Source organism: Georgenia sp. Marseille-Q6866, assembly GCF_965111665.1.
The window spans coordinates 59025-80710 of sequence record NZ_CBCOOR010000010.1 but is presented as its reverse complement, the minus strand read 5'-3'; the positions used below and the strand labels follow the sequence as shown (position 1 = coordinate 80710).

Below are 21686 nucleotides of genomic sequence, written 5' to 3'. Positions count from 1 at the left end.
TGATGCCGAGCACACCTGCCGAGGACCGCGTGGACGGTCGTGACGCCCGCTGGGCCGAGCACCGCACCTCGCGGCGCGCCGAGCTCGTGCGCGCCGCCCGCCGGGCGGTCCACCACCGCGGCCCGGACCTGTCGATGGACGACCTCGCCGCGGAGATCGGCACCTCGAAGTCGATCATCTACCGCTACTTCAGCGACAAGTCCGGCCTGCAGGGCGCCGTGGGTGCCGCCGTCATCGAGGACCTCCGCGGCGCGCTGGGTGAGGTGAGCGAGCGGGTGACCCGCCCGCGGGACCGCATCGCCGCGATGGTCGACGTCTACCTCGGCATCGTCGAGTCCTCCGCCGGCGTCTACGCCTTCGTCACCCAGGCGGAGGCCACAGCCACCGCGGGCGCCCTGCGCGGCTTCGTCGCGGAGATCGAGGACATCGTCGCCGAGGCGCTGCTGCCCGTGCTCCGGCACGGCGGCGGGGCGGCGCCGGAGGACCACGCGCTTGCCGCCCTGTGGGGAGCGGGCGTCGTCGGCCACGTCCGCAGCGTTGCCGAACGCTGGATCGCCGCCCGCGGCCTCACCCCCGAGAGCCCCGACTCCCGGGCCGTTGCCGACGACGGCGCCCCCGCCGTCGAGGGCGGCATCGCCACCCTGGACCGCGCGGCGCTCGCGGCCCACATCACCGACTGGCTGTGGACGGGGGCGATGGGCGTCGCCCGGCGCTCCCGCAACGCCAGCACCCGCACCGAGACCGACGACGCGATCGGAGACCCGTCATGACCACCACGACCACCCACCGCGAGGACGACGCCGCCCACCGCGAGCGCTCCGCCCGCCCGGTGGCACCCGACCTGCCCGACGAGTCCGACGCCGCCCAGCCGGTGTCCGTCGCCACCGCGACGTCGGCGATGAGCCCGGACACCGCCGTCGCCCCCGGCGAGGCCTTCGACCGGCGAGCGGTCGCCGACGCGCTCGACGGCCGCTGGCGCGAGCAGCGCCGCGCCTCGCGCGACCTCGCCCTCGATGCGGACTTCCAGCGCCTGCCCGACCAGACGGTCGCCGAGCACCGCGAGCGGGTGATGTGGCAGCTGCGCGAGCTCGTGGGCCGCAGCGAGGTGCTGCGCGGCTTCCCGGAGGAGCTCGGGGGCGGGGGAGACCCGGGCGGCAACCTCGCCGGCTTCGAGGAGCTCTTCCTGTCCGACCCCTCCCTCCAGATCAAGGGCGGCGTGCAGTGGGGGCTGTTCGGCTCGGCCGTCCAGCACCTCGGCGTGCCCGAGCAGCACGCGCGGCTGCTGCCGCCGATCATGCAGCTCGAGGTGCCCGGCTGCTTCGCGATGACCGAGGTGGGGCACGGCTCGGACGTCGCCTCGATCGCCACGACGGCCACCTACGACCCCGCCAGCGAGGAGTTCGTCCTCCACACGCCGTTCCCCTCGGCGCGCAAGGAGTACATCGGCAACGCCGCGGTGCACGGCGTCGCCGCCGTCGTCTTCGCCCAGCTCTACACGCAGGGCCGCAACCACGGCGTCCACGCCTTCTACGTGCCCCTCCGCGAGCGCGACGAGGACGGCGAGCTGCGCTTCCTGCCGGGGATCGGTGGCAAGGACGACGGCCCCAAGGGCGGGCTCAACGGTGTCGACAACGGCCAGCTGTGGTTCGAGCACGTCCGCGTCCCCCGCGACAACCTCCTGCGCCGCTACGGCGACGTCGCCGCGGACGGCACCTACTCCTCGCCGATCGAGAGCAAGGGGCGCCGCTTCTTCACGATGCTCGGGACCCTCGTCCAGGGGCGCGTCTCCCTCGGCGGGGCCGCCGTGGGCGTGAGCAAGGCGGCGCTGTCGATCGCGGTCCGCTACGGCGACGAGCGGCGCCAGTTCACCGGCGCCGACGAGCACCGCGAGGTCACCCTCCTCGACTACCAGCGCCACCAGCGCCGTCTCCTCCCGCTCCTCGCGCGCACCTACGCCGCAGCCTTCTCCCAGGGCGTCCTCCTCGAGCGCTTCCACCAGGTCTTCAACGGCGAGCACGACGACGACGAGTCGCGCCAGGACCTCGAGACGCTCGCCGCCGCCTTCAAGCCGACGTCGACGTGGCTGGCGCTCGAGGCGATCCAGGAGTCCCGGGAGGCCTGCGGAGGCGCCGGGTACATGGCCGAGAACCGGCTCGTCACCTGGCGGCAGGACTTCGACGTCTACGCGACCTTCGAGGGGGACAACAACGTCCTGCTCCAGCTCGTGGGCAAGCGGCTCCTCACCGACTACGGCCGGTCGATGGCGAAGATCGACATCGCGGGGGCCGCCCGCTTCGTCGCCGCCCGGGCGGGTGACATGGCCCTGCACCGCACCCCGCTGCGGCGGGCCGCGCAGTCGGTGCTCGACTCGGGCTCCAAGGCCCGGTCCGCCGGCCAGCTGCGTGACCCGGAGGCGCAGCGCGAGCTGCTCGAGGACCGCGTCGAGACGATGATCGCCGAGATCGCCGGCGCGCTGCGCGAGGTCAAGGACGCGCCCCCGGAGAAGGCCGCCGTCGTCTTCAACGAGCACCAGGACGCCCTCATCGGCGCGGCCCGCGCCCACGCGGAGCTGCTCCAGTGGGAGGCCTTCACCGCGGCGCTCGAGCAGGTGCCCGCCGGCACCACGCGTCAGGTGCTCACCTGGCTGCGGGACCTCTACGGCCTGGAGCGCATCGAGCGGAACCTCGCCTGGTACCTCGTCAACGGGCGGATCACCGCCCAGCGCGCCCGGGTGGTGACCGGCTACATCAACCGGCTGCTCACCCGGCTGCGGCCCCACGCCGTCGACCTCGTCGACGCCTTCGGCTACACCCCCGAGCACCTGCGCGCCCCGATCGCCTCGGGCGTCGAGCGTGCCCGCCAGGAGGAGGCCGAGGTGCTCCAGCGCCGCCGCCGGGCCCTCCCGGAGCGGCTCGGCTGAGGCTGGCCGCCCGCGCCCGCACCGTGGTTCGCTGCGCGCCCCCGACCGGGCGCGCAGCGGACCGCCGGTGACGGAGGGCGCGGACGGCCGGGCAGCGCGGGGCACGGCCCTCACCCCGCGTGCGGGAGCTGCGGCGGGCGTGAGTCGTAGACGTGACCGGTGGGCGTGCGGGTGCGGATGACCGGCCCGGCCCGCGGAGCGCCCGGACTGCCTCGGCCGAGGGGGACCGAGCTCCAGCCCGGCGCCGCCTTGTCCTGGTTGCACCGCTCGCACCGGCCGCCGAGGTTCTCCTCGTCCGTGGCCCCTCCCTTGGAGTGGTCGACGACGTGGTCGATGTGGCGCACCGGCGCGTCGCAGTGCGGGGTGCGGCACCGGCCGGCGTCCCGGGTGGCGATGTAGTGCGCCAGCCCGGGCGGTGCGTGCCGGCCGCGGGACTCCATGGCGACGAGGTGGCCGGCCGGGTCGGTGAAGAGGCGACGAACCCACACCCCGCAGCCGCCCTCGTCGGCCAGCGCCCGGCGCAGGAGCTCCCGGGCCCAGCCGGCGGGGACGGTGCCGTGCTCGGGCACGGAGGCGGGCACGTCGCCGCCCGCCAGCGACTCGTCCGTCATGACGAGCTGGAGCTGCACCTGAGCGGGCACCTCGGCGTCGCTGCCGGTGAGCCGCGCGACGAGGGTGTCGGCCATGACCTGCCCCCGACTGCGCTCGTCCCCGGCGGCCCGCGCCGAGTCCGCCGCCGCGCGCAGGGACGCGTGGGCGGCGACCGCCTGGGCGACCGGCAGGAGCGCCGTGAGGTAGGCCATCGTGTCCGGGGCGGGACGGATGCCGACGAAGCGTTCGCGCTCGGCCCGGGCCGCGCGGTCGACGACGCTGTGCGGGTCGAGCCGGTAGGCGACGCGCTTGGCCGCGGCGACGAGCTGGCGGTCGCCCATGCCGGCGACGCGGTCCGGGTCCCGCCACAGCTCGGCGTCCAGCGCGCGGCGCTCCTCGACCCCGAGGCAGATGGTCTCCCGCACGAGGAGGGTGGCCCGCCACTCACTGAGCTCGCCCCGGCGCAGCGCCGCGAGGGTGCAGGGCATGTCCTCCCGCAGCGCCCGCGCCATGCCGAGGTGCCGGCCGCCCTGGTGCGGGGAGAGGCGGCGGGCGAGGGCGACCTCGCTGCCCAGGCCCCGGCCCCGCCGCTCGGCCGGGACCCCGGCGGCCTGCTCAGCGTCCAGCCGCAGCCGCGACAGGTGGGCCGTGACCGCCGCCTGTGCCCCGGCTGCCGCGGCCTTGAGGTCCTCCAGCTCGCGCAGGAGGTCGATGCACTCGGCCTCGGTGAGGCCGGGCCGCCGGCCGCCGGCCTGGGCGGTGCCGGGGCGCCGGCCGTCCGCCGCAGCGGTGCCGGAGCACCGGCCGTCGGCCTCGGTGGTGCCGGGGCGCCGGCCGTGCGCCTCACCGAGACCCGGGCGCCCGCCGTCGGCCTCCTCCGGCACGCGCAGCCCAGGGTCCAGCCGCTCGAGCAGGCGCCTCATCGCGCCGACGTCGGCCGCGCTCAGCGCCACCGCGGGCGGTGCGCCGGGGCCGGACGGGTCGGTGCTGGACATGGTTCCAGGCTAGGTGCGACCACCGACATTCCCGCGACATAGCAGCGAAAAGTGCCCCTCAAACTGTGGACGGGACGACCTCGAGTCAAGCCTGTGGACCAACCCGTCCCCCGTCCACACCGACAGGTCCGCCTGGTGGCCACCTGAGCCGCGCACCCGGAGGGGCTGTAGATTGTCCGCCGTGCATGCCTTTACCGTCCTATTACGGGGCACCGATGTCTGACGAGCAGCGGTCCGACACCGTCGCGCACGCCGCGGCCACGCCGGACGTCACCCTTCCCTACCGGGACCTGGGCCTGAAGGACGACGAGTACGCGGGGATCGTCGAGATCCTCGGTCGTCGTCCCACGGCAGCCGAGCTCGCGATGTACTCGGTCATGTGGTCCGAGCACTGCTCGTACAAGTCCTCCAAGACCCACCTGCGCCAGTTCGGTGAGAAGACCACCGAGGCGATGCGCGAGCACCTGCTCGTCGGGATCGGCGAGAACGCCGGCGTCGTCGACATCGGCGACGGCTGGGCGGTGACCTTCAAGGTCGAGTCGCACAACCACCCGAGCTTCGTCGAGCCGCACCAGGGCGCCGCGACCGGCGTCGGCGGCATCGTCCGCGACATCATCTCGATGGGGGCGCGGCCCGTGGCCGTCATGGACCAGCTGCGCTTCGGGGCGGTCGACCACCCCGACACCGCGCGCGTCGTCCACGGCGTCGTCTCCGGCATCAGCTTCTACGGCAACTGCCTGGGCCTGCCCAACATCGGCGGCGAGACCGAGTTCGACGCCTCCTACCAGACCAACCCGCTCGTCAACGCCCTGGCCGTGGGCGTGCTGCGCCACGAGGACATCCACCTCGCCAACGCCTCCGGCGTCGGCAACCAGGTGATCCTCTTCGGCGCCCGCACCGGCGGCGACGGCATCGGCGGCGCCTCGATCCTCGCGAGCGAGACCTTCACCGGCGAGGGCCCCACGAAGCGGCCCGCCGTCCAGGTCGGGGACCCCTTCATGGAGAAGGTCCTCATCGAGTGCTGCCTCGAGCTCTTCGCGGCCGGCGTCGTCGAGGGCATCCAGGACCTCGGCGCGGCCGGCATCTCCTGCGCCACCTCCGAGCTCGCCTCCAACGGCGAGGGCGGCATGCACGTCCACCTCGAGAACGTCCTGCTCCGCGAGGAGCTGACGGCCGGGGAGATCCTCATGTCGGAGTCCCAGGAGCGGATGATGGCCGTCGTGCGGCCCGACCGCCTCGAGGAGTTCCTCGCGATCACCGGCCGCTGGAACGTCGAGGCCTCGGTCATCGGCGAGGTGACGGACACCGGCCGCCTCGTCATCGACCACCACGGCGAGCGGATCGTCGACGTCGACCCGCGCACCGTCGCTCACGAGGGCCCCGTCTACGACCGCCCGTACGCGCGCCCCTCCTGGCAGGACGCGCTCAACGCCGACGACGCCGAGCGGCTGCCCCGCCCCGGCACGCCCGAGGAGCTGCGCGAGCAGGCCCTGCGCCTGGTCGCCTCCCCGAACCTCGCGAGCAAGTCGTGGGTCACCGACCAGTACGACCGCTACGTCCAGGGCAACACCGCCCTGGCCCAGCCCGACGACGCCGGCGTGGTCCGCGTCGACGAGGCCACCGGCCTGGGCGTGGCGATCAGCACCGACGCCAACGGCCGCTTCACCAAGCTCGACCCCTACACCGGGGCCCAGCAGGCGCTCGCCGAGGCCTACCGAAACGTCGCGACCGTGGGCGCCCAGCCCACCGCCGTCACCGACTGCCTCAACTTCGGCTCCCCCGAGGACCCGGACGCCATGTGGCAGCTCGTCCAGGCCATCACCGGCCTGGCCGACGCCTGCCGGGAGCTCGGCGTGCCCGTCACCGGCGGCAACGTCTCCCTCTACAACGGCACGGGCGAGCCCGGACTCGTCGACTCCTCGATCAACCCGACCCCCGTCGTCGGGGTCCTCGGCGTGATCGACGACGTCACCCGCGCCACCCGCTCCGGCTGGACGGCGCCCGGGCGCGCCGTCTACGTGCTCGGAGCCACGGCCGAGGAGCTGTCCGGCTCCGCGTGGGCCGACGTCGTCCACGGCCACCTCGGTGGGCGGCCCCCCGCCGTCGACCTCGCGGCCGAGCGCCGGCTCGCGGAGGTGCTCGTCAACGCCTCCCGCGACCGCATCGTCGAGTCCGCGCACGACCTTTCGGCCGGTGGCCTGCTCCAGGCGCTCGTCGACTCGTGCCTGCGCTTCGACGTCGGCGCCCGTGTCGACCTCACCGCGCTGTGCGAGCGCGACGGCGTCGACCTCGCCACCGCCCTGTTCTCCGAGAGCGGGGCACGCGCCGTCGTCTCCGTCCCGCGCAGCCAGGAGGTCCACCTCCAGGACCTGTGCACCGCCCGCGGCGTCGCGCTCCTGCGCATCGGCACCACCGACGACACCGGCCCCGAGTCCCACGAGGGCCGTCCCGTGCTCGACATCGAGGGTGTCGGCACGCTGCCGCTCAACGAGCTGCGGGAGGCCGCCACGGCCACCCTGCCCGCCTACTTCGGCTGAGCACCACCCCCGGCGCCCCCGCCGGGCCCTGTACGTCCAGATGAAGGAGTGGTCCATGGAACAGCAGCTCGAGCACGCCTACGAGGAGGTGCTTCGCCGCAACCCCGGCGAGGCCGAGTTCCACCAGGCCGTCCGCGAGGTCTTCGACTCCCTGGGTCCGGTCCTCCGCAAGAACCCGCGCTACGTCGACGCGGCCGTGCTCGAGCGTCTGTGCGAGCCCGAGCGGCAGATCATCTTCCGCGTCCCGTGGGTCGACGACGCCGGCCGCGTGCGCATCAACCGCGGCTTCCGCGTGGAGTACAACTCCGCCCTCGGCCCGTACAAGGGCGGCCTGCGCTTCCACCCCTCGGTGTACCTCGGCATCGTCAAGTTCCTCGGTTTCGAGCAGATCTTCAAGAACGCCCTGTCCGGCATGCCGATCGGCGGCGGCAAGGGTGGTTCGGACTTCGACCCCCGTGGCCGCAGCCAGCACGAGATCATGCGCTTCTGCCAGTCGTTCATGACCGAGCTCTACCGCCACCTGGGGGAGTACACCGACGTCCCCGCGGGTGACATCGGTGTGGGCCAGCGCGAGATCGGCTACCTCTTCGGCCAGTACAAGCGGATCACCAACCGCTACGAGTCCGGCGTCCTCACCGGCAAGGGCATCAGCTGGGGCGGGTCCCTCGTGCGGACCGAGGCCACCGGCTACGGCACCGTCCTGTTCGCCAACGAGATGCTCGCGACGAAGGGCCAGAGCCTCGACGGCCGCAAGGTCACCGTCTCCGGCTCCGGCAACGTCGCGATCTTCGCCATCGAGAAGGCCACCCAGCTCGGCGCCACGGCGATCGCCTTCTCCGACTCCTCCGGCTACGTCGTCGACGAGGCGGGCATCGACCTCGAGCTCCTCAAGGAGGTCAAGCTCGTCGACCGCGGCCGCGCCAAGGACTACGTCGACCGCCGCCCCGGCGCCCGCCTCGTCACCGACGGCTCCATCTGGGACGTCCCCGCCGATGTCGCGCTGCCCTGCGCCACCCAGAACGAGCTCGACGAGAACGACGCGCGCACGCTGCTGAAGAACGGCGTCGTCGCCGTCGCCGAGGGCGCGAACATGCCCACCACCCCCGAGGCGCTGCGGCTCTTCCAGGAAGCCGGCACGCTCTTCGCGCCGGGCAAGGCGGCCAACGCGGGCGGCGTCGCGACGTCCGCGCTCGAGATGCAGCAGAACGCCAGCCGGGACTCGTGGACCTTCGAGTACACCGAGGAGCGGCTCGCCGACATCATGCGTGACGTCCACGCGCGCTGCGCCGCCACCGCCGACGAGTACGGCCGCCCCGGTGACTACGTCGTCGGCGCGAACATCGCCGGCTTCATCAAGGTCGCCGACGCCATGCTCGCCCAGGGCGTCATCTGACCCAGCCCGTCACCGGACCGCGGGAACACCTTCGGGGTTCCCGCGGTTCGGTCTGTCATGAGCTTCGACGACGTGAGGGACCACCTCGACCGCACCGAGGTCGTGGCCGTGGTGACGACGAGGGCCGGTGGTCAGCAGGTCGCGACGCCGATCTGGGCGATGGTCGTCGACGGCGTGCCGTACCTGCGGTCGGCCTTCGGCGCCGGCTCGTGGTGGTACCGGCACGCGGTGTCCGGCCGCCCCGTGGCGATCGCCCTGGGTGACGGCGCCGTCGCGGAGCGCGACCGGGACGCCGCGCTGGCCCTGCCGCGCGAGACGGTCCGCGTCACCCACGTCCCGGCGGACGACCCGGTCCAGGACCGCGTCGACGAGGAGCTCGAGCGCAAGTACGCCCACGAGCCGCGCTCCTCGATCGACCCCACGCGCAGCGAGGAGGCCCGCGCCGCCACGCTCCGCGTCGAGCCGGCCGGCGCGTGAGCCCGCGCTGAGGCCGCCGTCACGCCGGACGCGTGCGGCGCCCGCCCGCCGCATGCGGGATCGTTGACGCATGGGTGAGCTGCAGCTGGAGGTCGCGGTCCAGGACGCGAGCGGGGCCGCGCTGGCGCGGGACACGGGCGCGGACCGCGTCGAGCTGTGCTCGGCGCTCGACGTCGGTGGGCTCACCCCCAGCATCGCCATGGTCGAGGCGGTGGTCGCCACCGGCGTCCCCGTGCACGTCCTCGTCCGCCCCCGCCCCGGGGGCTTCCGGTACTCGGCGACCGAGGTCTCCCTCATGGTGCGGGACATCGAGGCCCTCGTCGACGCCGGTGCCGCGGGCGTCGTCGTCGGCGCCCTCACAGCCAGGGACACGCTCGACCGGCACGCCCTCGAGGCGCTCCAGTACGCCGCCGAGGGTCTCGAGGTGACCGCCCACCGCTGCGTCGACGTGCTCGCCGACCCGGTCGCCGCCCTCGACGACCTCGCCCGGCTCGGGTTCACGCGCGTGCTCACCTCCGGTGGCGCGCCGACCGTGGCCGACGGCGTCCCCACGCTGCGCCGGATGGTCGAGGCGGCCGGCGGGCGCGTGCAGGTGATGGCGGGCGGTGGCCTGCGACCCGAGGACGTGCCCGCGCTCGCGGACGCCGCGATCGACGCGGTCCACCTCTCGGCACGGCGGCACGTCCCCGACGGCGGCCCCTCCGGCCCGGGAGGCGGGCACCCCGGGTACGACGTCACCGACCGGGACACCCTCGAGGCCGTCAGGGTTGCGCTCGCCGGCCGCTGATCCCCGGTTACGGTGTCCCGGTGGCACGACGACGCATCGACCCCGGCGAGGGGATGGCGGCACTGCGGCAGTGGCGCGCCGCCGAGGACGCCGGGGAGCAGGTGCCGGCCGCCGTCGTCCGCACGGCCGTCCGCTTCACCCTCGAGGAGCTCGCGGTGGGCTCGCCCGGCAACTCCGTCGAGGTGCGGGTGCCGCCCGCCGCGGCCGTCCAGGCCATCGCCGGACCGCGGCACACCCGCGGCACCCCGCCCAACGTCGTGGAGACCGACATGCAGACGTGGTTGCGCATGGCGACCGGCCGCCTCTCCTGGGACGAGGCGCGCAGGTCCGGCGCCGTGACGGCCTCCGGGATCCGCGCCGACCTCTCCGGCGTGCTCCCGCTCATCACTCGGTAGCGCGCGGGAGAGCGCGCGCGGGCTGCGGGGTACGTTTGACCGCGTGAGCACGCCCGACCCCGCAGCACCGCCCGCCGACGCCGCACCTCCCGCGGACGCCGCGCCTCCCGACGACGCCGCGCCTCCCGCGGACGCCGCGCCTCCCGACGACGTCGCGCCTCCCGCGGACGCCGCGCCTCCGGCCGACGCCGCGGACACCGCCCCGCCCGCCGGACCGCCGGCCGAGGACGCTCCCGTTGCCCGGGCGGTCGACGTCGCCGACCCGAGCCGGGTGCGGCGCGCCCCCCGCTACGGACGGTTCGGCTTCCTCGGCTTCGTCCTCGGTGCGCTCCTCTCCTTCGCCCTCACCTTCCTCCCGGTGGGCGGGTCGGGTCTCTCGCGGGGCACCCTCTTCCTTCTCCTGCTCCTGGCCCTCGGTACCGCGGGCGTCTTCGCCGGCCTCACCTGTGCGCTCGTCGCCGACCGCCGATCCCTGCGCCGCCGTGGCCGGGACTGAGCGCGGCGTGCGCACCCGCCAGCTCCACCTGCCGGCCCCGCCCGCGCGCGTCGCGCAGTCCCTCGACCAGCTCCGCGCCGAGCTCGAGATCCCCGTCGACCTCCCGCCCGCGGCGCTGGCCGAGGCGCAGGAGGCCGCCCGGCGCCCGCTGCCGGCCCTGCCGGACGCGCGCGACTTGCCCCTCGTCACCGTCGACCCGCCCGGCTCCCGCGACCTCGACCAGGCCGTCCACCTCGAGGAGGACGGCGAGGGCTTCCTCGTCCACTACGCCATCGCCGACCTCGCCTCCTTCGTCACCCCCGGCGGCGCCCTCGACACCGCCGTCCACGAGCGGGGCGTCACCGTCTACGGCCCCACCGGCTCCACACCGCTGCACCCCGAGGTCCTCAGCGCCGGCGCCGCCAGCCTCCTGCCCGGCCAGGACCGCCCCGCCTACCTGTGGCGCATCGCGCTCGACGCCGACGGCGCGGTGCGCGAGGCCTCCGTCCGCCGGGCCCTGGTCCGCAGCCGCGCGCAGCTCACCTACGGGCAGGTCCAGGACGCCGTCGACGGCGGCAGCGACCCGGACGTCCCGCCCACCCTGCCCGGGCTGCTGCGCCGGGTCGGCGAGCTGCGCCTCGCCCAGGAGCGGGCCCGCGGCGGCGTCTCCCTCGAGATCCCCGAGCAGGAGGTGGTGGCCCGCGACGGCGGCTACGCCCTCGCCTTCCGCGCCACCCTGCCCGTGGAGGAGTGGAACGCCCAGATCTCCTCCTCACCGGCATCGGCGCCGCCGAGCTCATGCGCGGCGCCGGCGTGGGCATCCTGCGCACCCTGCCGCCCGCCGACCCGCGCGACCTCGCCCGCCTCCGCCGCACCGCGCGCGGCCTCGGCATCCCGTGGCCCGAGGACGTCTCCTACCAGGACCTCCTCCCCACCCTCGACTCCGCCGTCCCCGCCCACGCCGCCTTCCTCACCGAGGCGACCACCCTCTTCCGCGGCGCCGGATACGCCGTGCTCGGCCAGGACGACGACGGCGACACCCGCCACGCCGCTATCGCCGCCCACTACGCGCACGTCACCGCACCGCTGCGCCGCCTCGTCGACCGCGCCGGCCTCGAGGTCTGCCGGGCCGTCTGCGCCGGGGAGCCCGTCCCCGGGTGGGTGCACGACGCGCTGCCCGAGCTGCCCCGCGTCATGGCCCGCACCACCCAGCGGGCCGGGCGCTACGAGCGCGGCGCCGTCGACGCCGTCGAGGCGCTCGTCCTCGAGGGCAGGGTCGGGGAGGAGTTCCGTGGCGTCGTCGTCGAGGTCGACGAGGACGACGACGGCGTGCGCGGCACCGTCGTCATCGCCGAGCCCGCCGTGGAGGCGTCCGTCCGGGCGCCGGAGCTGCCGCTCGGCGAGCAGGTGACCGTGCGGCTGGACGAGGTGGACGTCCCCGGGCGGACGGTGCGCTTCTCACCTGTCTGACTGCACCCGCCGCCCCGCGCGCGGGTGTGGGACCATGCACACGTGCGACGCGGAGACGGACGGCTGAGTCACGACCTGCTCCCGGGGGAAGCCCCTCCCCAGGACGAGTGCGGGGTCTTCGGCGTGTGGGCGCCCGGTGAGGAGGTCTCCCGCCTCACCTACTTCGGCATCTACGCGCTGCAGCACCGCGGCCAGGAGTCGGCCGGCATCGCCACGAGCAACGGCGAGCAGCTCCTCGTCTACAAGGACATGGGCCTGGTCTCCCAGGTCTTCGACGACCGGACGCTGTCCGCGCTGCAGGGGCACATCGCCGTCGGGCACGTGCGCTACGCGACGACGGGCGCCAGCGCGTGGGAGAACGCCCAGCCCACCCTCGGCCCGGCGGGCAGCGGCACGGTCGCCCTCGGCCACAACGGCAACCTCACCAACACGCGCCGGCTCATGGAGCTCGTGCGCGAGCAGTCGGGCACGGACCTGTCCGGCGAGCTCGGGCGGGGCAGCTCCACCGACACCGCCGTCATCACCGCCCTGCTGTCCGGGACCGCCGGTGAGGGCACCGGGTCCCTCGAGGCGACGGCGATGAGCGTGCTGCCGCTCCTGGAGGGCGCCTTCTCGCTCGTCTTCATGGACGAGCACTCCCTCTACGCCGCCCGCGACCCCCACGGCTTCCGGCCCCTCGTCCTCGGCCGGCTGCAGCGCGGCTGGGCCATCGCCTCGGAGACCGCGGCCCTCGACATCGTCGGCGCCACCTTCGTCCGGGAGATCGAGCCCGGCGAGCTCGTCGTCGTCGACGAGGACGGGCTGCGCTCGCAGCACTTCGCCGAGCCCAGCCCGCGCGGCTGCGTCTTCGAGTACGTCTACCTCGCCCGGCCGGACACGCAGATCGCGGGCCGCTCGGTCAACGCGGCGCGCAGCGAGATGGGCCGCGTGCTGGCGCGCGAGCACCCCGTCGACGCCGACCTCGTCATCCCCACGCCCGACTCCGGGACGCCCGCCGCGATCGGGTACGCCCAGGAGTCCGGGATCCCCTTCGCGCAGGGGCTGGTGAAGAACGCCTACGTCGGGCGTACCTTCATCCAGCCGACCGACACGATCCGCCAGCTCGGCATCAAGCTCAAGCTCAACCCGCTGCGCGAGGTCATCGCCGGCAAGCGGCTCGTCGTCGTGGACGACTCCATCGTCCGCGGCAACACCCAGCGCGCTCTCGTCCGCATGCTGCGTGAGGCCGGTGCCGCGGAGATCCACGTCCGCATCTCCTCCCCGCCGGTCAAGTGGCCGTGCTTCTACGGCATCGACTTCGCCACCCGGGCCGAGCTCATCGCCAACGGCATGAGCATCGAGGAGATCCGCGCCTCCCTCGGCGCCGACAGCCTCGGGTACATCTCCACCGACGGGATGATCGAGGCCACCGCCGTGCCCCGCACGCGGCTGTGCACCGCGTGCTTCACCGGCGAGTACCCCGTGCCCGTCGAGGACGCCGAGGCCTCGGCCGAGCGGCGTGACTACCAGGTCCTCCCGCCCCGGCACCCGGGGTCCCTGACGATCGCTGGAGCGTAGTGAGCACCGAGAACCGCACCCCCATCAGCTACGCCGCGGCCGGCGTCGACACGGAGGCGGGTGACCGCGCCGTCGAGCTCATGAAGGGTGCGCTGCGCGCCACCCACGGGCCCGAGGTCGTCGGCGGCGCCGGCGGTTTCGCCGGTCTCTACGACGCCTCCGCGCTGCGCGAGTACCGCCGTCCACTCCTCGCCACCTCCACCGACGGCGTCGGCACCAAGGTCGCCATCGCCCAGGCGATGGACGTCCACGACACCATCGGCCACGACCTCGTCGGCATGGTCGTCGACGACATCGTCGTCGTGGGGGCGCGGCCGCTCGTCATGACGGACTACATCGCCTGCGGGCGGGTCGTGCCCGAGCGGATCGCCGACATCGTCCGCGGCATCGCCGAGGCCTGCGCCCTCACCGGCACCGCCCTCGTGGGCGGGGAGACGGCCGAGCACCCCGGCCTCCTGGGCCCCGACGAGTACGACGTCGCGGGCGCCGCCACGGGCGTCGTCGAGGCCGACCGCGTGCTCGGCCCCGAGCGGGTGGCCGAGGGCGACGTCCTCGTCGCGCTCGCCTCCTCCGGGCTGCACGCCAACGGCTACTCCCTCGTCCGCCGGGTCCTCGAGGTGAGCGGCTGGTCGCTGGAGCGGGACGTCGCCGAGCTGGGGCGCACCGTCGGGGAAGAGCTCCTCGAGCCCACCCGCCTGTACACGCGGCTGTGCCTGGAGCTCGCGGAGGACGACGGGCTGCACGCCCTCTCGCACGTCACCGGTGGCGGGCTCGCGGCGAACCTCGCCCGCGTGCTGCCCGCCGGGCTCGTCGGCCACGTCGAGCGTGGCTCCTGGCAGGTGCCGGCGGTCTTCGACGTCGTGCGTCGCCTCGGTCCGGTCGAGTGGGCCGACCTCGAGCAGACGCTCAACCTCGGCGTCGGCATGGTGGCGGTGCTCGCCCCGTCCGCGGCGGAGCAGGCGGTCCGGACGGCGTGCGCGGCCGGCATCGACGCGTGGCAGCTGGGCACGGTGGAGCGCCTCACCGACAGCGACGGCGACGTCGTCACCGGCACCAAGGGCATGCGTGGGGGAGCCGTGCGCATGCACGGCAGCTACCGCAGCTGAGAGCCGCGATCAGCTCAGGTCGCCGCGTCCCCGTGGGGGAGCGGCGACCTGAGGATCGCTGTCACGCCGTCGCCGTGGGCGACGGTGAACCTAGTCCGAGCGGAGACGCCAGTCGTCGTCATCCTCTGCGGAGGGGATCTCGAAGTCGTGCATGTCCCGGTCATGGCTCTGAGACGCCAGCTCTCTCTCGAGAGCCTGGTAGTCGGTCTCCGGGCTGTAGTACTTCAGCCGGCGAGCGACCTTCGTCTGCTTGGCCTTCTGACGGCCGCGCCCCATGGCGTCGACCCCCTCCAACGTAGAAGAGGGGCAGGCACCGACGGTGTCAGTGCGGCCCCATTTATGTGGTCATGGTTCGTGGTGCCCACGGTACATGGTCGAGCGTGGGTTCGACCATCCAGCGCACGTGCGGCCGCTCACTCTGCCGGCCCGGCGGGGACCCGAGCGCCGTGGGGGCCATGGGACCTTCGTCCGCTTTTCGCCCGAATCGGGCGAGTTAGCGTGAGTCATCTGGCGGGTGAGCCGGCCCGGGCCGTGACGGAACTGAGGTGCACCATGGACGAGAATCATCGCGAGGAGACACTGCTGACCCCCGGTGAGGTGGCTGCCCGGTTCCGGGTGGACCCCAAGACGGTGACCCGGTGGGCGAACGCCGGCAAGCTCACCGCGGTCCGCACCCTGGGCGGGCACCGCCGCTACCGCCGTAGCGAGGTCGACGAGCTGCTCGTCGCGAACGGGATGGGCGCGCAGCGCCCCACGGGCTGAGCAGAACGCGCGCAGGGCCTCCAGGGCCCTGCGCGCGTCGTGTGCGTGGCTCAGCGGGAGCGGCGTGCGACCACCGTGACGACGAGGGCGAGCGCGGCCGCGCCCGCACCGACGATGCCGATGGCCTTGGGGTCCCCGCCCTTGGCGTCGTCCAGGAGGGACTGGGCCTTCGCCTCGGCGCCCTTCGCCGCGTGCCGGGCGGACTCGCCCGTGCGGCCGAGGGCGGCCTTGAGGCTCGACCTCGCCTCCTTGATCTGCTCGCGCGGGTCGAGCATCGTGCTCAGCTCGTCGACCGAGCCGGCCAGCTCCTGCCGCGTGCGGGCGAGGTCGGCCTGGATCTGCTCGGGGGTGCGCTTGTCGTCGCTCATGAGCTGAGGCCCTTCTTGACGGCGTCGAGGTCGGCCTTGAGGTTGGCCTTGGTCTCCTCCGCGGAGGGCGCCTCGCCCGACTGCAGCATCTTCTTGCCGACGAGGGCGATGATGCCAGCGATGACGAGCAGGACGACGGCGACGATGAGGGCGGACAGCCACGCCGGGAGCGCCTCGGCCAGGCCCAGCACCGCGGTGGTGATGAGGAGGGCGAGGGCGAAGAAGCCGAGGAGGCCGGCGACGGCGAACATCGCGGCGCCCGCGCCCACCTTCTTCGCCTTGGCCGCCGCCTTGACCTGGATGAGCTCGAGCTCGCCGCGCAGGATGCGCGAGAACTGGTCGGAGATCCTCGCCACCAGCTCGCCGATGGACGGGCGTCCGGGCGGCTGCTGGCCGGTCCCGAGGTGCTGCGGTGCGGCAGTACTCACGCGTCTCCCTCTTCTCCGCGCCGAAGCGCCGTCGTCGTGCAGTCGTCGTTGCTGCCCCATGATCGCGGGGATCGGCGCGCCGTGCACGTCCTTGCGCCGCGAGCCGCTCACGGCGCGGCGCGGACGGGCGCGCCACGGGGCGGTGACTCGGCGGTGACGGGGCGGTGAACGGCCGGTGTCTCGCAGAGTGAGACGTTGACGAGGACGTGGCCCGTGCCACATGATGAGCGGGCCTACCCCTCCACTGCGCGCGTCGTCGCGCGCACGAAGCACCCGGCCGGGCGGCCGGAGAAGGAGCACCCGTGAGCCGAGTTCCCCGTAGGTCCACCACTCGTGGCAGAGGGGGTGTGGCCGCGGTCGGAGTCGCCTCCCTCATCCTCACCCCGCTCGTCGCCGTCGCCCCCGCGGCCGCGCTCATGAGCACGGGACCCGTGTTCATCAGCGAGATCCACTACGACAACGACGGCGCCGACGTCGGTGAGGCGATCGAGATCCAGGCCCCGGTCGGCACCGACCTCGCCGGGTGGCAGGTGGTCCTCTACAACGGCAGCACCAACACCGCGTACAGCACGACGGAGATCGAGGAGACGGTGCCCGAGGCCGGCGTCGTCGTCCTCGACTACCCGGCCAACGGCGTCCAGAACGGCGCCCCCGACGGCGTGGCCCTGGTCGACGCCGAGGGCACCGTCGTCGAGTTCCTCTCCTACGAGGGCGTGATGACCGCATCGGGCGGCGCCGCCGACGGTGTGGAGAGCACCGACATCGGCGTCTCCCAGCCGGGCGACACGCCGGCGGGGCAGTCCCTCCAGCGCGTCGACGGCGAGTGGACCGGTCCGGTCGCGAGCAGCTTCGGCGCCCTCAACAGCGCCGCCGAGGAGCCCGACCCGGACCCGGACCCCGAGCCGGGTGAGGTGACGCCGATCGCCGAGATCCAGGGCACCGGCGACGCGACCCCGCTGCTGGACCAGACCGTCACGACCCGGGGCATCGTCACCGGCGTCTACGCCGACGGCGGCTTCAACGGCGCCTTCATCCAGACGCCCGGCACGGGCGCGGACCTCGAGGGCCACGACGCCTCGCACGGCATCTTCGTCTTCGGCGGTGGCACGCAGCTCGCCAGTGACGTCGAGGTCGGCGACCTCGTCGAGGTGACTGGCACCGCCGGCGAGTACTTCGGCCTCACCCAGATCGCCGCAGCGAGCCACAGCGTCCTCGACGAGCCCGCCGCCGACATCGTCGCGGCGCAGGTCCCCCTGCCCGCGGTCGACGAGCGCGAGGCCCTCGAGGGCATGCTGCTCGCCCCGCAGGGCGACTTCACGGTGACCGACACGTACCACACCAACCGCTTCGGCTGGGTGGGCCTGGCCGCCGGCGACGAGCCCCTGCGCCAGCCGACCGACGTCGTGCGCCCCGGCACCGAGGCCTACACCGACCTCGTCGCCGCGAACGCCGACCGCGAGATCCGGATGGACGACGGCTCCAGCCACGACTGGACCAACTTCTCCTTCGACGACCACGAGACCCCGGTCGCCTACCTCACGCCGGACAACCCGGTCCGGGTCGGCGCGCCGGTCGAGTTCGAGGGCCCCGTCATCCTCGACTTCCGGCGCACCATCGCAGGCGAGGACGCCACCTGGAACTTCCAGCCGCAGAGCCGTCTCACCGGCGCCAACGCCGCCGAGGTCCAGCCCATCAGCTGGGAGAACACCCGTCCGGAGGCCCCCGAGGAGGTCGGCGGCGACGTCAGGGTCGCCACCTTCAACGTCCTCAACTACTTCACCAGCCTCGGCGACGAGGAGGCCGGCTGCGGCTTCTTCGGTGACCGCCTGGGAGGCCCGACGACGGCCCGCAACTGCGACGTCCGCGGTGCCTACGACGCGGCGAACCTCGCCCGTCAGACCGAGAAGATCGTCAGCGCGATCAACGCCCTGGACGCCGACGTCGTCGCCCTCCAGGAGATCGAGAACTCGCTGCCCTTCGTCCCGGGCAACACCGCCGCCGACCGTGACCACGCCCTGTCCGACCTCGTCGACGCCCTCAACGCGGGCGCGGGCGAGGAGCGGTGGGAGTACGTCGTGTCCGCCGAGCAGTTCCCCGCGGCCGAGGACGTCATCCGCAACGCGTTCATCTACCAGGTCGACGCCGTCACCCCTGTCGGCGGCACCGAGATCCTGCTCGACAGCGCCGCGTTCGGCAACGCCCGCGAGCCGATGGCCCAGGAGTTCGCGCCGGTCGACGAGAACGGCGACATCCTCGCGGACGCCGACTCCTTCGTCGTCATCAACAACCACTTCAAGTCCAAGGGCTCCGGCTCAGGGGAGAACGCCGACCAGGGCGACGGCCAGGGGGCCTCGAACCCCGACCGCGTCCGCCAGGCCGAGGCGCTCGTCGCCTTCGCCGACGAGGTCGCGGCCGACGCCGGCACGGAGCTGGTGCTCCTCGCCGGTGACTTCAACTCCTACACGCAGGAAGACCCGATGCAGGTCTTCTACGAGAACGGCTACACGGACCTCGGCGACGAGCTCACCGAGAAGTCGACGTACTCCTTCGGCTCGATGGTCGGCTCGCTCGACCACGTCCTTGCGAGCGAGGCGGCCACCGCAGCGGTGACCGGCGCCGACATCTGGAACATCAACGCCTACGAGTCCATCGCCTTCGAGTACAGCCGGTACAACTACAACGTCACCGACTTCCACGACGCGTCGCCGTACCGGTCCAGCGACCACGACCCGATCATCGTCGGGCTCGACCTCGTCGCGGACGAGCCCGAGCCCACGGTCGACATCAACCTGCTGGCCTTCAACGACTTCCACGGCCGGCTGAACGATTACGTCACCAACCGGCAGACCGGCGTCGTCACCAACGCGACCCTCTCCTTCGCGGGCACGATCGAGGAGCTGCGCGCCGAGGGCGGGGAGGACAACACGCTCCTCCTGTCCTCCGGCGACAACATCGGCGCCTCGCTGTTCACCTCCTCCGTGCAGGAGGACAAGCCCACCATCGACGTCCTCAACGCCCTGGACGTCGCGGTGTCGAACGTCGGGAACCACGAGTTCGACGCCGGCTTCGACAACCTCACCGGCCAGGTCACCGACTGGGCCGACTTCGAGCACCTCGGGGCCAACGTCTACGGCGCGGACGGTGAGCCGGCCCTGCCGGAGTACGACACCTTCGAGGTCGACGGCGTGACCGTGGCGGTCATCGGCGTCGTCACCCAGGAGACCCCGACCCTCGTCACCCCCGGCGGCATCGAGGGCCTCACGTTCGGCAACCCGGTCGAGGCGGTCAACCGCGTCGCCGACGAGCTGAGCGACAGCGGCGCGGCCGACGTCATCGTCGCGTCCTTCCACGAGGGGGCACCGGCCGGCTCGGGCTCGACGCTCGAGGAGCAGATCGCCACGAGCGAGGTCTTCGCCGGGATCGTCAACGACACCAGCGCGGACGTGGACGCGATCTTCAACGGCCACACGCACGAGGTCTACGCCTGGGACGGCCCGGTCCCCGGGACCGGCGGCGCCGCCCTGCGGCCCGTCATCCAGGGCGAGAGCTACGGCACCTACGTCTCGCAGGTCGTCCTCACCGTCGACCGCGAGAGCAGCGAGGTCGTGGACTACGAGCAGCGGAACGTGCCCATGACGACGGCGCCCTTCGAGGAGCTCGTCGAGACCTACCCGCGCGTCGCGGAGGTCAGGACGATCCTCGACGCCGCGCTCGCCGAGGCCCGCGAGATCGGCAGCGTCGTCGTCGGCGAGGTGAGCGCCGACATCACGACGGCGCACACGACCAACGCCGCCGGTGACCTCGTGCGGGACGACCGCACGAGGGAGTCCACGCTGGGCAACCTCGTCGCCAACGTCCTGCGCGACAAGCTGAGCGAGGAGCGCCTGGGCGCCGCGGAGATCGGCGTGGTCAACCCCGGTGGGCTGCGCGCCGAGCTGCTGCGGGGCGAGAACGGTGAGATCACCTTCGCCGAGGCCAACGCCGTGCTGCCCTTCGTCAACAACCTGTGGACGGTGACCCTCACGGGCGAACAGTTCGTCACGATGCTCGAGCAGCAGTGGCAGCCCTCGACCGCCTCCAACCCCTTCCTGCACCTGGGTCTGTCGGACAACGTGTCCTACACGCTGGACCCGGAGGCCGAGAGCGGGGAGCGGATCACCTCGGTGACGGTCGACGGCGCCCCGATCGACCCGGCCGCCGAGTACCGGATCGGGACCTTCTCCTTCCTGGCCCAGGGCGGTGACAACTTCTCGGTCTTCCGCGGCGCCACGGACGTCCAGGACACCGGCCTGGTCGACCGCGACGCGTGGATCGAGTACATCGGGGAGAGCTCCCCGCTGTCGCCGGACTTCGCGCGTCGGTCCACGGTGGTCACGCCGCTGCCGAGCGAGCTCGTCGCCGGTGAGGCGGTCTCCTTCGAGGTCAGCAGGCTCGACCTCACCTCGCTCGGCAGCCCGGACAACACCGAGCTGGCCGTCTACCTCGTCGGCGAGGACGGCGAGCGCGGCGAGGCCGTGCACACCGCCCCCGTCACCGACGGCGCGGCCACGGTCACCTTCACCGTGCCGGCCGACCTGGACGGCGAGTACACCCTCGAGATGGAGGCCGCCCCCAGCGGCACGACCATCCGGGTGCCGGTGACGGTCGAGGGTGCGGACGAGCCGCAGCCCCCGGCGCAGCGGTTCGGCTTCTTCCTGTCCAACGACTGGTCGGGCACCGCGCACTACGCCTTCCAGTACGGCCGGCGCACCGACGAGGTGCTCATCGGCGACTGGGACGGGAACGGCACGGACACCATCACCGTGCGCCGCGGGAAGCAGTACTTCGTCAACGACGCGCCGCAGGGCGGGCCGGCGAGCACCGTGTTCACCTACGGGCGTGCGGACGACGTCGTGCTCGTGGGTGACTGGGACCGCGACGGTGTCGACACGCTGGCGGTCCGCCGCGGCGCGGAGTACCACGTGAAGAACTCGCTGCGGGGCGGCGACGCCGACCACGTCATCACCTACGGCCGCGCGAACGACGAGGTCATGGTGGGCGACTGGGACGGCAACGGCTCGGACACCTTCGCGGTGCGTCGCGGTGCGACGTACCACGTGAAGAACCGCATCGCCGGCGGCGACGCCGACGTCGTGTTCACCTACGGCCGCCCGGACGACGTCACCCTCGCCGGTGACTGGGACGGCAACGGCACGGACACCTTCGCGATCCGGCGCGACCGGGAGTTCCACGTGAAGAACTCCCTGCGTGGCGGTCCGGCCGACTTCGCCATCGTCTACGGCCGCTCCGGTGACGAGGTGTACGTCGGTGACTGGAACGGCGACGGGAAGGACACGCTGGGCGTGCGTCGTCCCCCGGCCTCCTGACCGGGTAGCGCACGAGCGAGGGCCTCGCACCGACCAGGTGCGGGGCCCTCGCCCGTCCC

At 73.5% G+C, this 21686-nt stretch carries 16 protein-coding genes and 1 pseudogene; 13 read left to right on the top strand and 4 right to left on the bottom strand.

Going from position 1 to position 21686, the window contains the following annotated elements:
- The first annotated feature begins 2 nt into the window (after positions 1 to 2).
- Entirely contained in the window at positions 3 to 770 is a 768-nt protein-coding gene (locus ACWPXV_RS10185) for a TetR/AcrR family transcriptional regulator (RefSeq protein ID WP_454085128.1), read from the top strand.
- Positions 767 to 2920, top strand: a complete 2154-nt coding sequence (locus ACWPXV_RS10180; protein WP_454085127.1) for an acyl-CoA dehydrogenase family protein — start codon at positions 767 to 769, stop codon at positions 2918 to 2920. The genes ACWPXV_RS10185 and ACWPXV_RS10180 overlap by 4 nt, the downstream gene beginning before the upstream one ends.
- Positions 2921 to 3030: 110 nt before the next feature.
- On the opposite strand, the gene ACWPXV_RS10175 is transcribed toward ACWPXV_RS10180, so the two are convergent.
- Positions 3031 to 4506, bottom strand: a complete 1476-nt coding sequence (locus ACWPXV_RS10175) for a DUF222 domain-containing protein (protein WP_454085126.1) — start codon at positions 4504 to 4506, stop codon at positions 3031 to 3033.
- 215 nt (positions 4507 to 4721) lie between these two features.
- Here ACWPXV_RS10175 and purL point away from each other — a divergent pair, with 215 nt between their 5' ends.
- The 9 genes and pseudogenes from purL to purM all read left to right on the top strand — a co-directional run bounded on the left by purL (position 4722) and on the right by purM (position 14703).
- Positions 4722 to 7043 (top strand): phosphoribosylformylglycinamidine synthase subunit PurL, encoded by a 2322-nt coding sequence (purL, locus tag ACWPXV_RS10170; protein ID WP_454085125.1) that lies wholly within the window; start codon positions 4722 to 4724, stop codon positions 7041 to 7043.
- A 55-nt stretch (positions 7044 to 7098) separates the two neighbouring features.
- The gene (gene gdhA / locus ACWPXV_RS10165; protein ID WP_454085124.1) at positions 7099 to 8436 is read left to right on the top strand and encodes an NADP-specific glutamate dehydrogenase; all 1338 of its coding nucleotides are present in this window, start codon (positions 7099 to 7101) and stop codon (positions 8434 to 8436) included.
- A 57-nt stretch (positions 8437 to 8493) separates the two neighbouring features.
- A complete protein-coding gene (locus ACWPXV_RS10160) occupies positions 8494 to 8913 on the top strand; it encodes a DUF2255 family protein (RefSeq protein WP_454085123.1) in 420 nt (139 codons plus the stop codon).
- A gap of 70 nt (positions 8914 to 8983) precedes the next feature.
- A complete protein-coding gene (locus ACWPXV_RS10155; RefSeq protein WP_454085122.1) occupies positions 8984 to 9700 on the top strand; it encodes a copper homeostasis protein CutC in 717 nt (238 codons plus the stop codon).
- Positions 9701 to 9720: 20 nt separating this feature from the next.
- Entirely contained in the window at positions 9721 to 10095 is a 375-nt protein-coding gene (locus ACWPXV_RS10150) for a sterol carrier family protein (RefSeq protein ID WP_454085121.1), read from the top strand.
- A 43-nt stretch (positions 10096 to 10138) separates the two neighbouring features.
- Complete coding sequence (locus ACWPXV_RS10145; RefSeq protein ID WP_454085120.1) at positions 10139 to 10591, top strand: hypothetical protein; 453 nt, start codon at positions 10139 to 10141, stop codon at positions 10589 to 10591.
- A gap of 7 nt (positions 10592 to 10598) precedes the next feature.
- Positions 10599 to 12040, top strand: a pseudogene (locus tag ACWPXV_RS10140) (RNB domain-containing ribonuclease).
- A gap of 42 nt (positions 12041 to 12082) precedes the next feature.
- The gene (purF, locus tag ACWPXV_RS10135) at positions 12083 to 13597 is read left to right on the top strand and encodes an amidophosphoribosyltransferase (protein WP_454085119.1); all 1515 of its coding nucleotides are present in this window, start codon (positions 12083 to 12085) and stop codon (positions 13595 to 13597) included.
- Entirely contained in the window at positions 13597 to 14703 is a 1107-nt protein-coding gene (gene purM / locus ACWPXV_RS10130; RefSeq protein WP_454085118.1) for a phosphoribosylformylglycinamidine cyclo-ligase, read from the top strand. Before purF ends, purM begins: the two co-directional genes overlap by 1 nt.
- Positions 14704 to 14793: 90 nt before the next feature.
- Here purM and ACWPXV_RS10125 read toward each other — a convergent pair whose 3' ends face one another.
- Positions 14794 to 14979, bottom strand: a complete 186-nt coding sequence (locus ACWPXV_RS10125; protein WP_110853207.1) for a DUF3073 domain-containing protein — start codon at positions 14977 to 14979, stop codon at positions 14794 to 14796.
- 276 nt (positions 14980 to 15255) lie between these two features.
- Between ACWPXV_RS10125 and ACWPXV_RS10120 the strand changes: the two genes are divergently transcribed.
- A complete protein-coding gene (locus ACWPXV_RS10120) occupies positions 15256 to 15465 on the top strand; it encodes a BldC family transcriptional regulator (RefSeq protein ID WP_251303561.1) in 210 nt (69 codons plus the stop codon).
- A 50-nt stretch (positions 15466 to 15515) separates the two neighbouring features.
- Here the strand turns inward: ACWPXV_RS10120 and ACWPXV_RS10115 are convergent, their stop codons facing one another.
- Both ACWPXV_RS10115 and ACWPXV_RS10110 read right to left on the bottom strand, forming a co-directional pair.
- Positions 15516 to 15833 (bottom strand): DUF3618 domain-containing protein, encoded by a 318-nt coding sequence (locus tag ACWPXV_RS10115; RefSeq protein ID WP_454085117.1) that lies wholly within the window; start codon positions 15831 to 15833, stop codon positions 15516 to 15518.
- Positions 15830 to 16261, bottom strand: a complete 432-nt coding sequence (locus ACWPXV_RS10110; protein ID WP_454085116.1) for a phage holin family protein — start codon at positions 16259 to 16261, stop codon at positions 15830 to 15832. Before ACWPXV_RS10110 ends, ACWPXV_RS10115 begins: the two co-directional genes overlap by 4 nt.
- Before the next feature lie 347 nt (positions 16262 to 16608).
- Here ACWPXV_RS10110 and ACWPXV_RS10105 point away from each other — a divergent pair, with 347 nt between their 5' ends.
- Positions 16609 to 21627 carry an ExeM/NucH family extracellular endonuclease gene (locus ACWPXV_RS10105; RefSeq protein ID WP_454085115.1) on the top strand — a complete coding sequence of 1673 codons (5019 nt, stop codon included), beginning with the start codon at positions 16609 to 16611 and terminating at the stop codon, positions 21625 to 21627.
- The last annotated feature ends 59 nt before the right edge of the window (positions 21628 to 21686 follow it).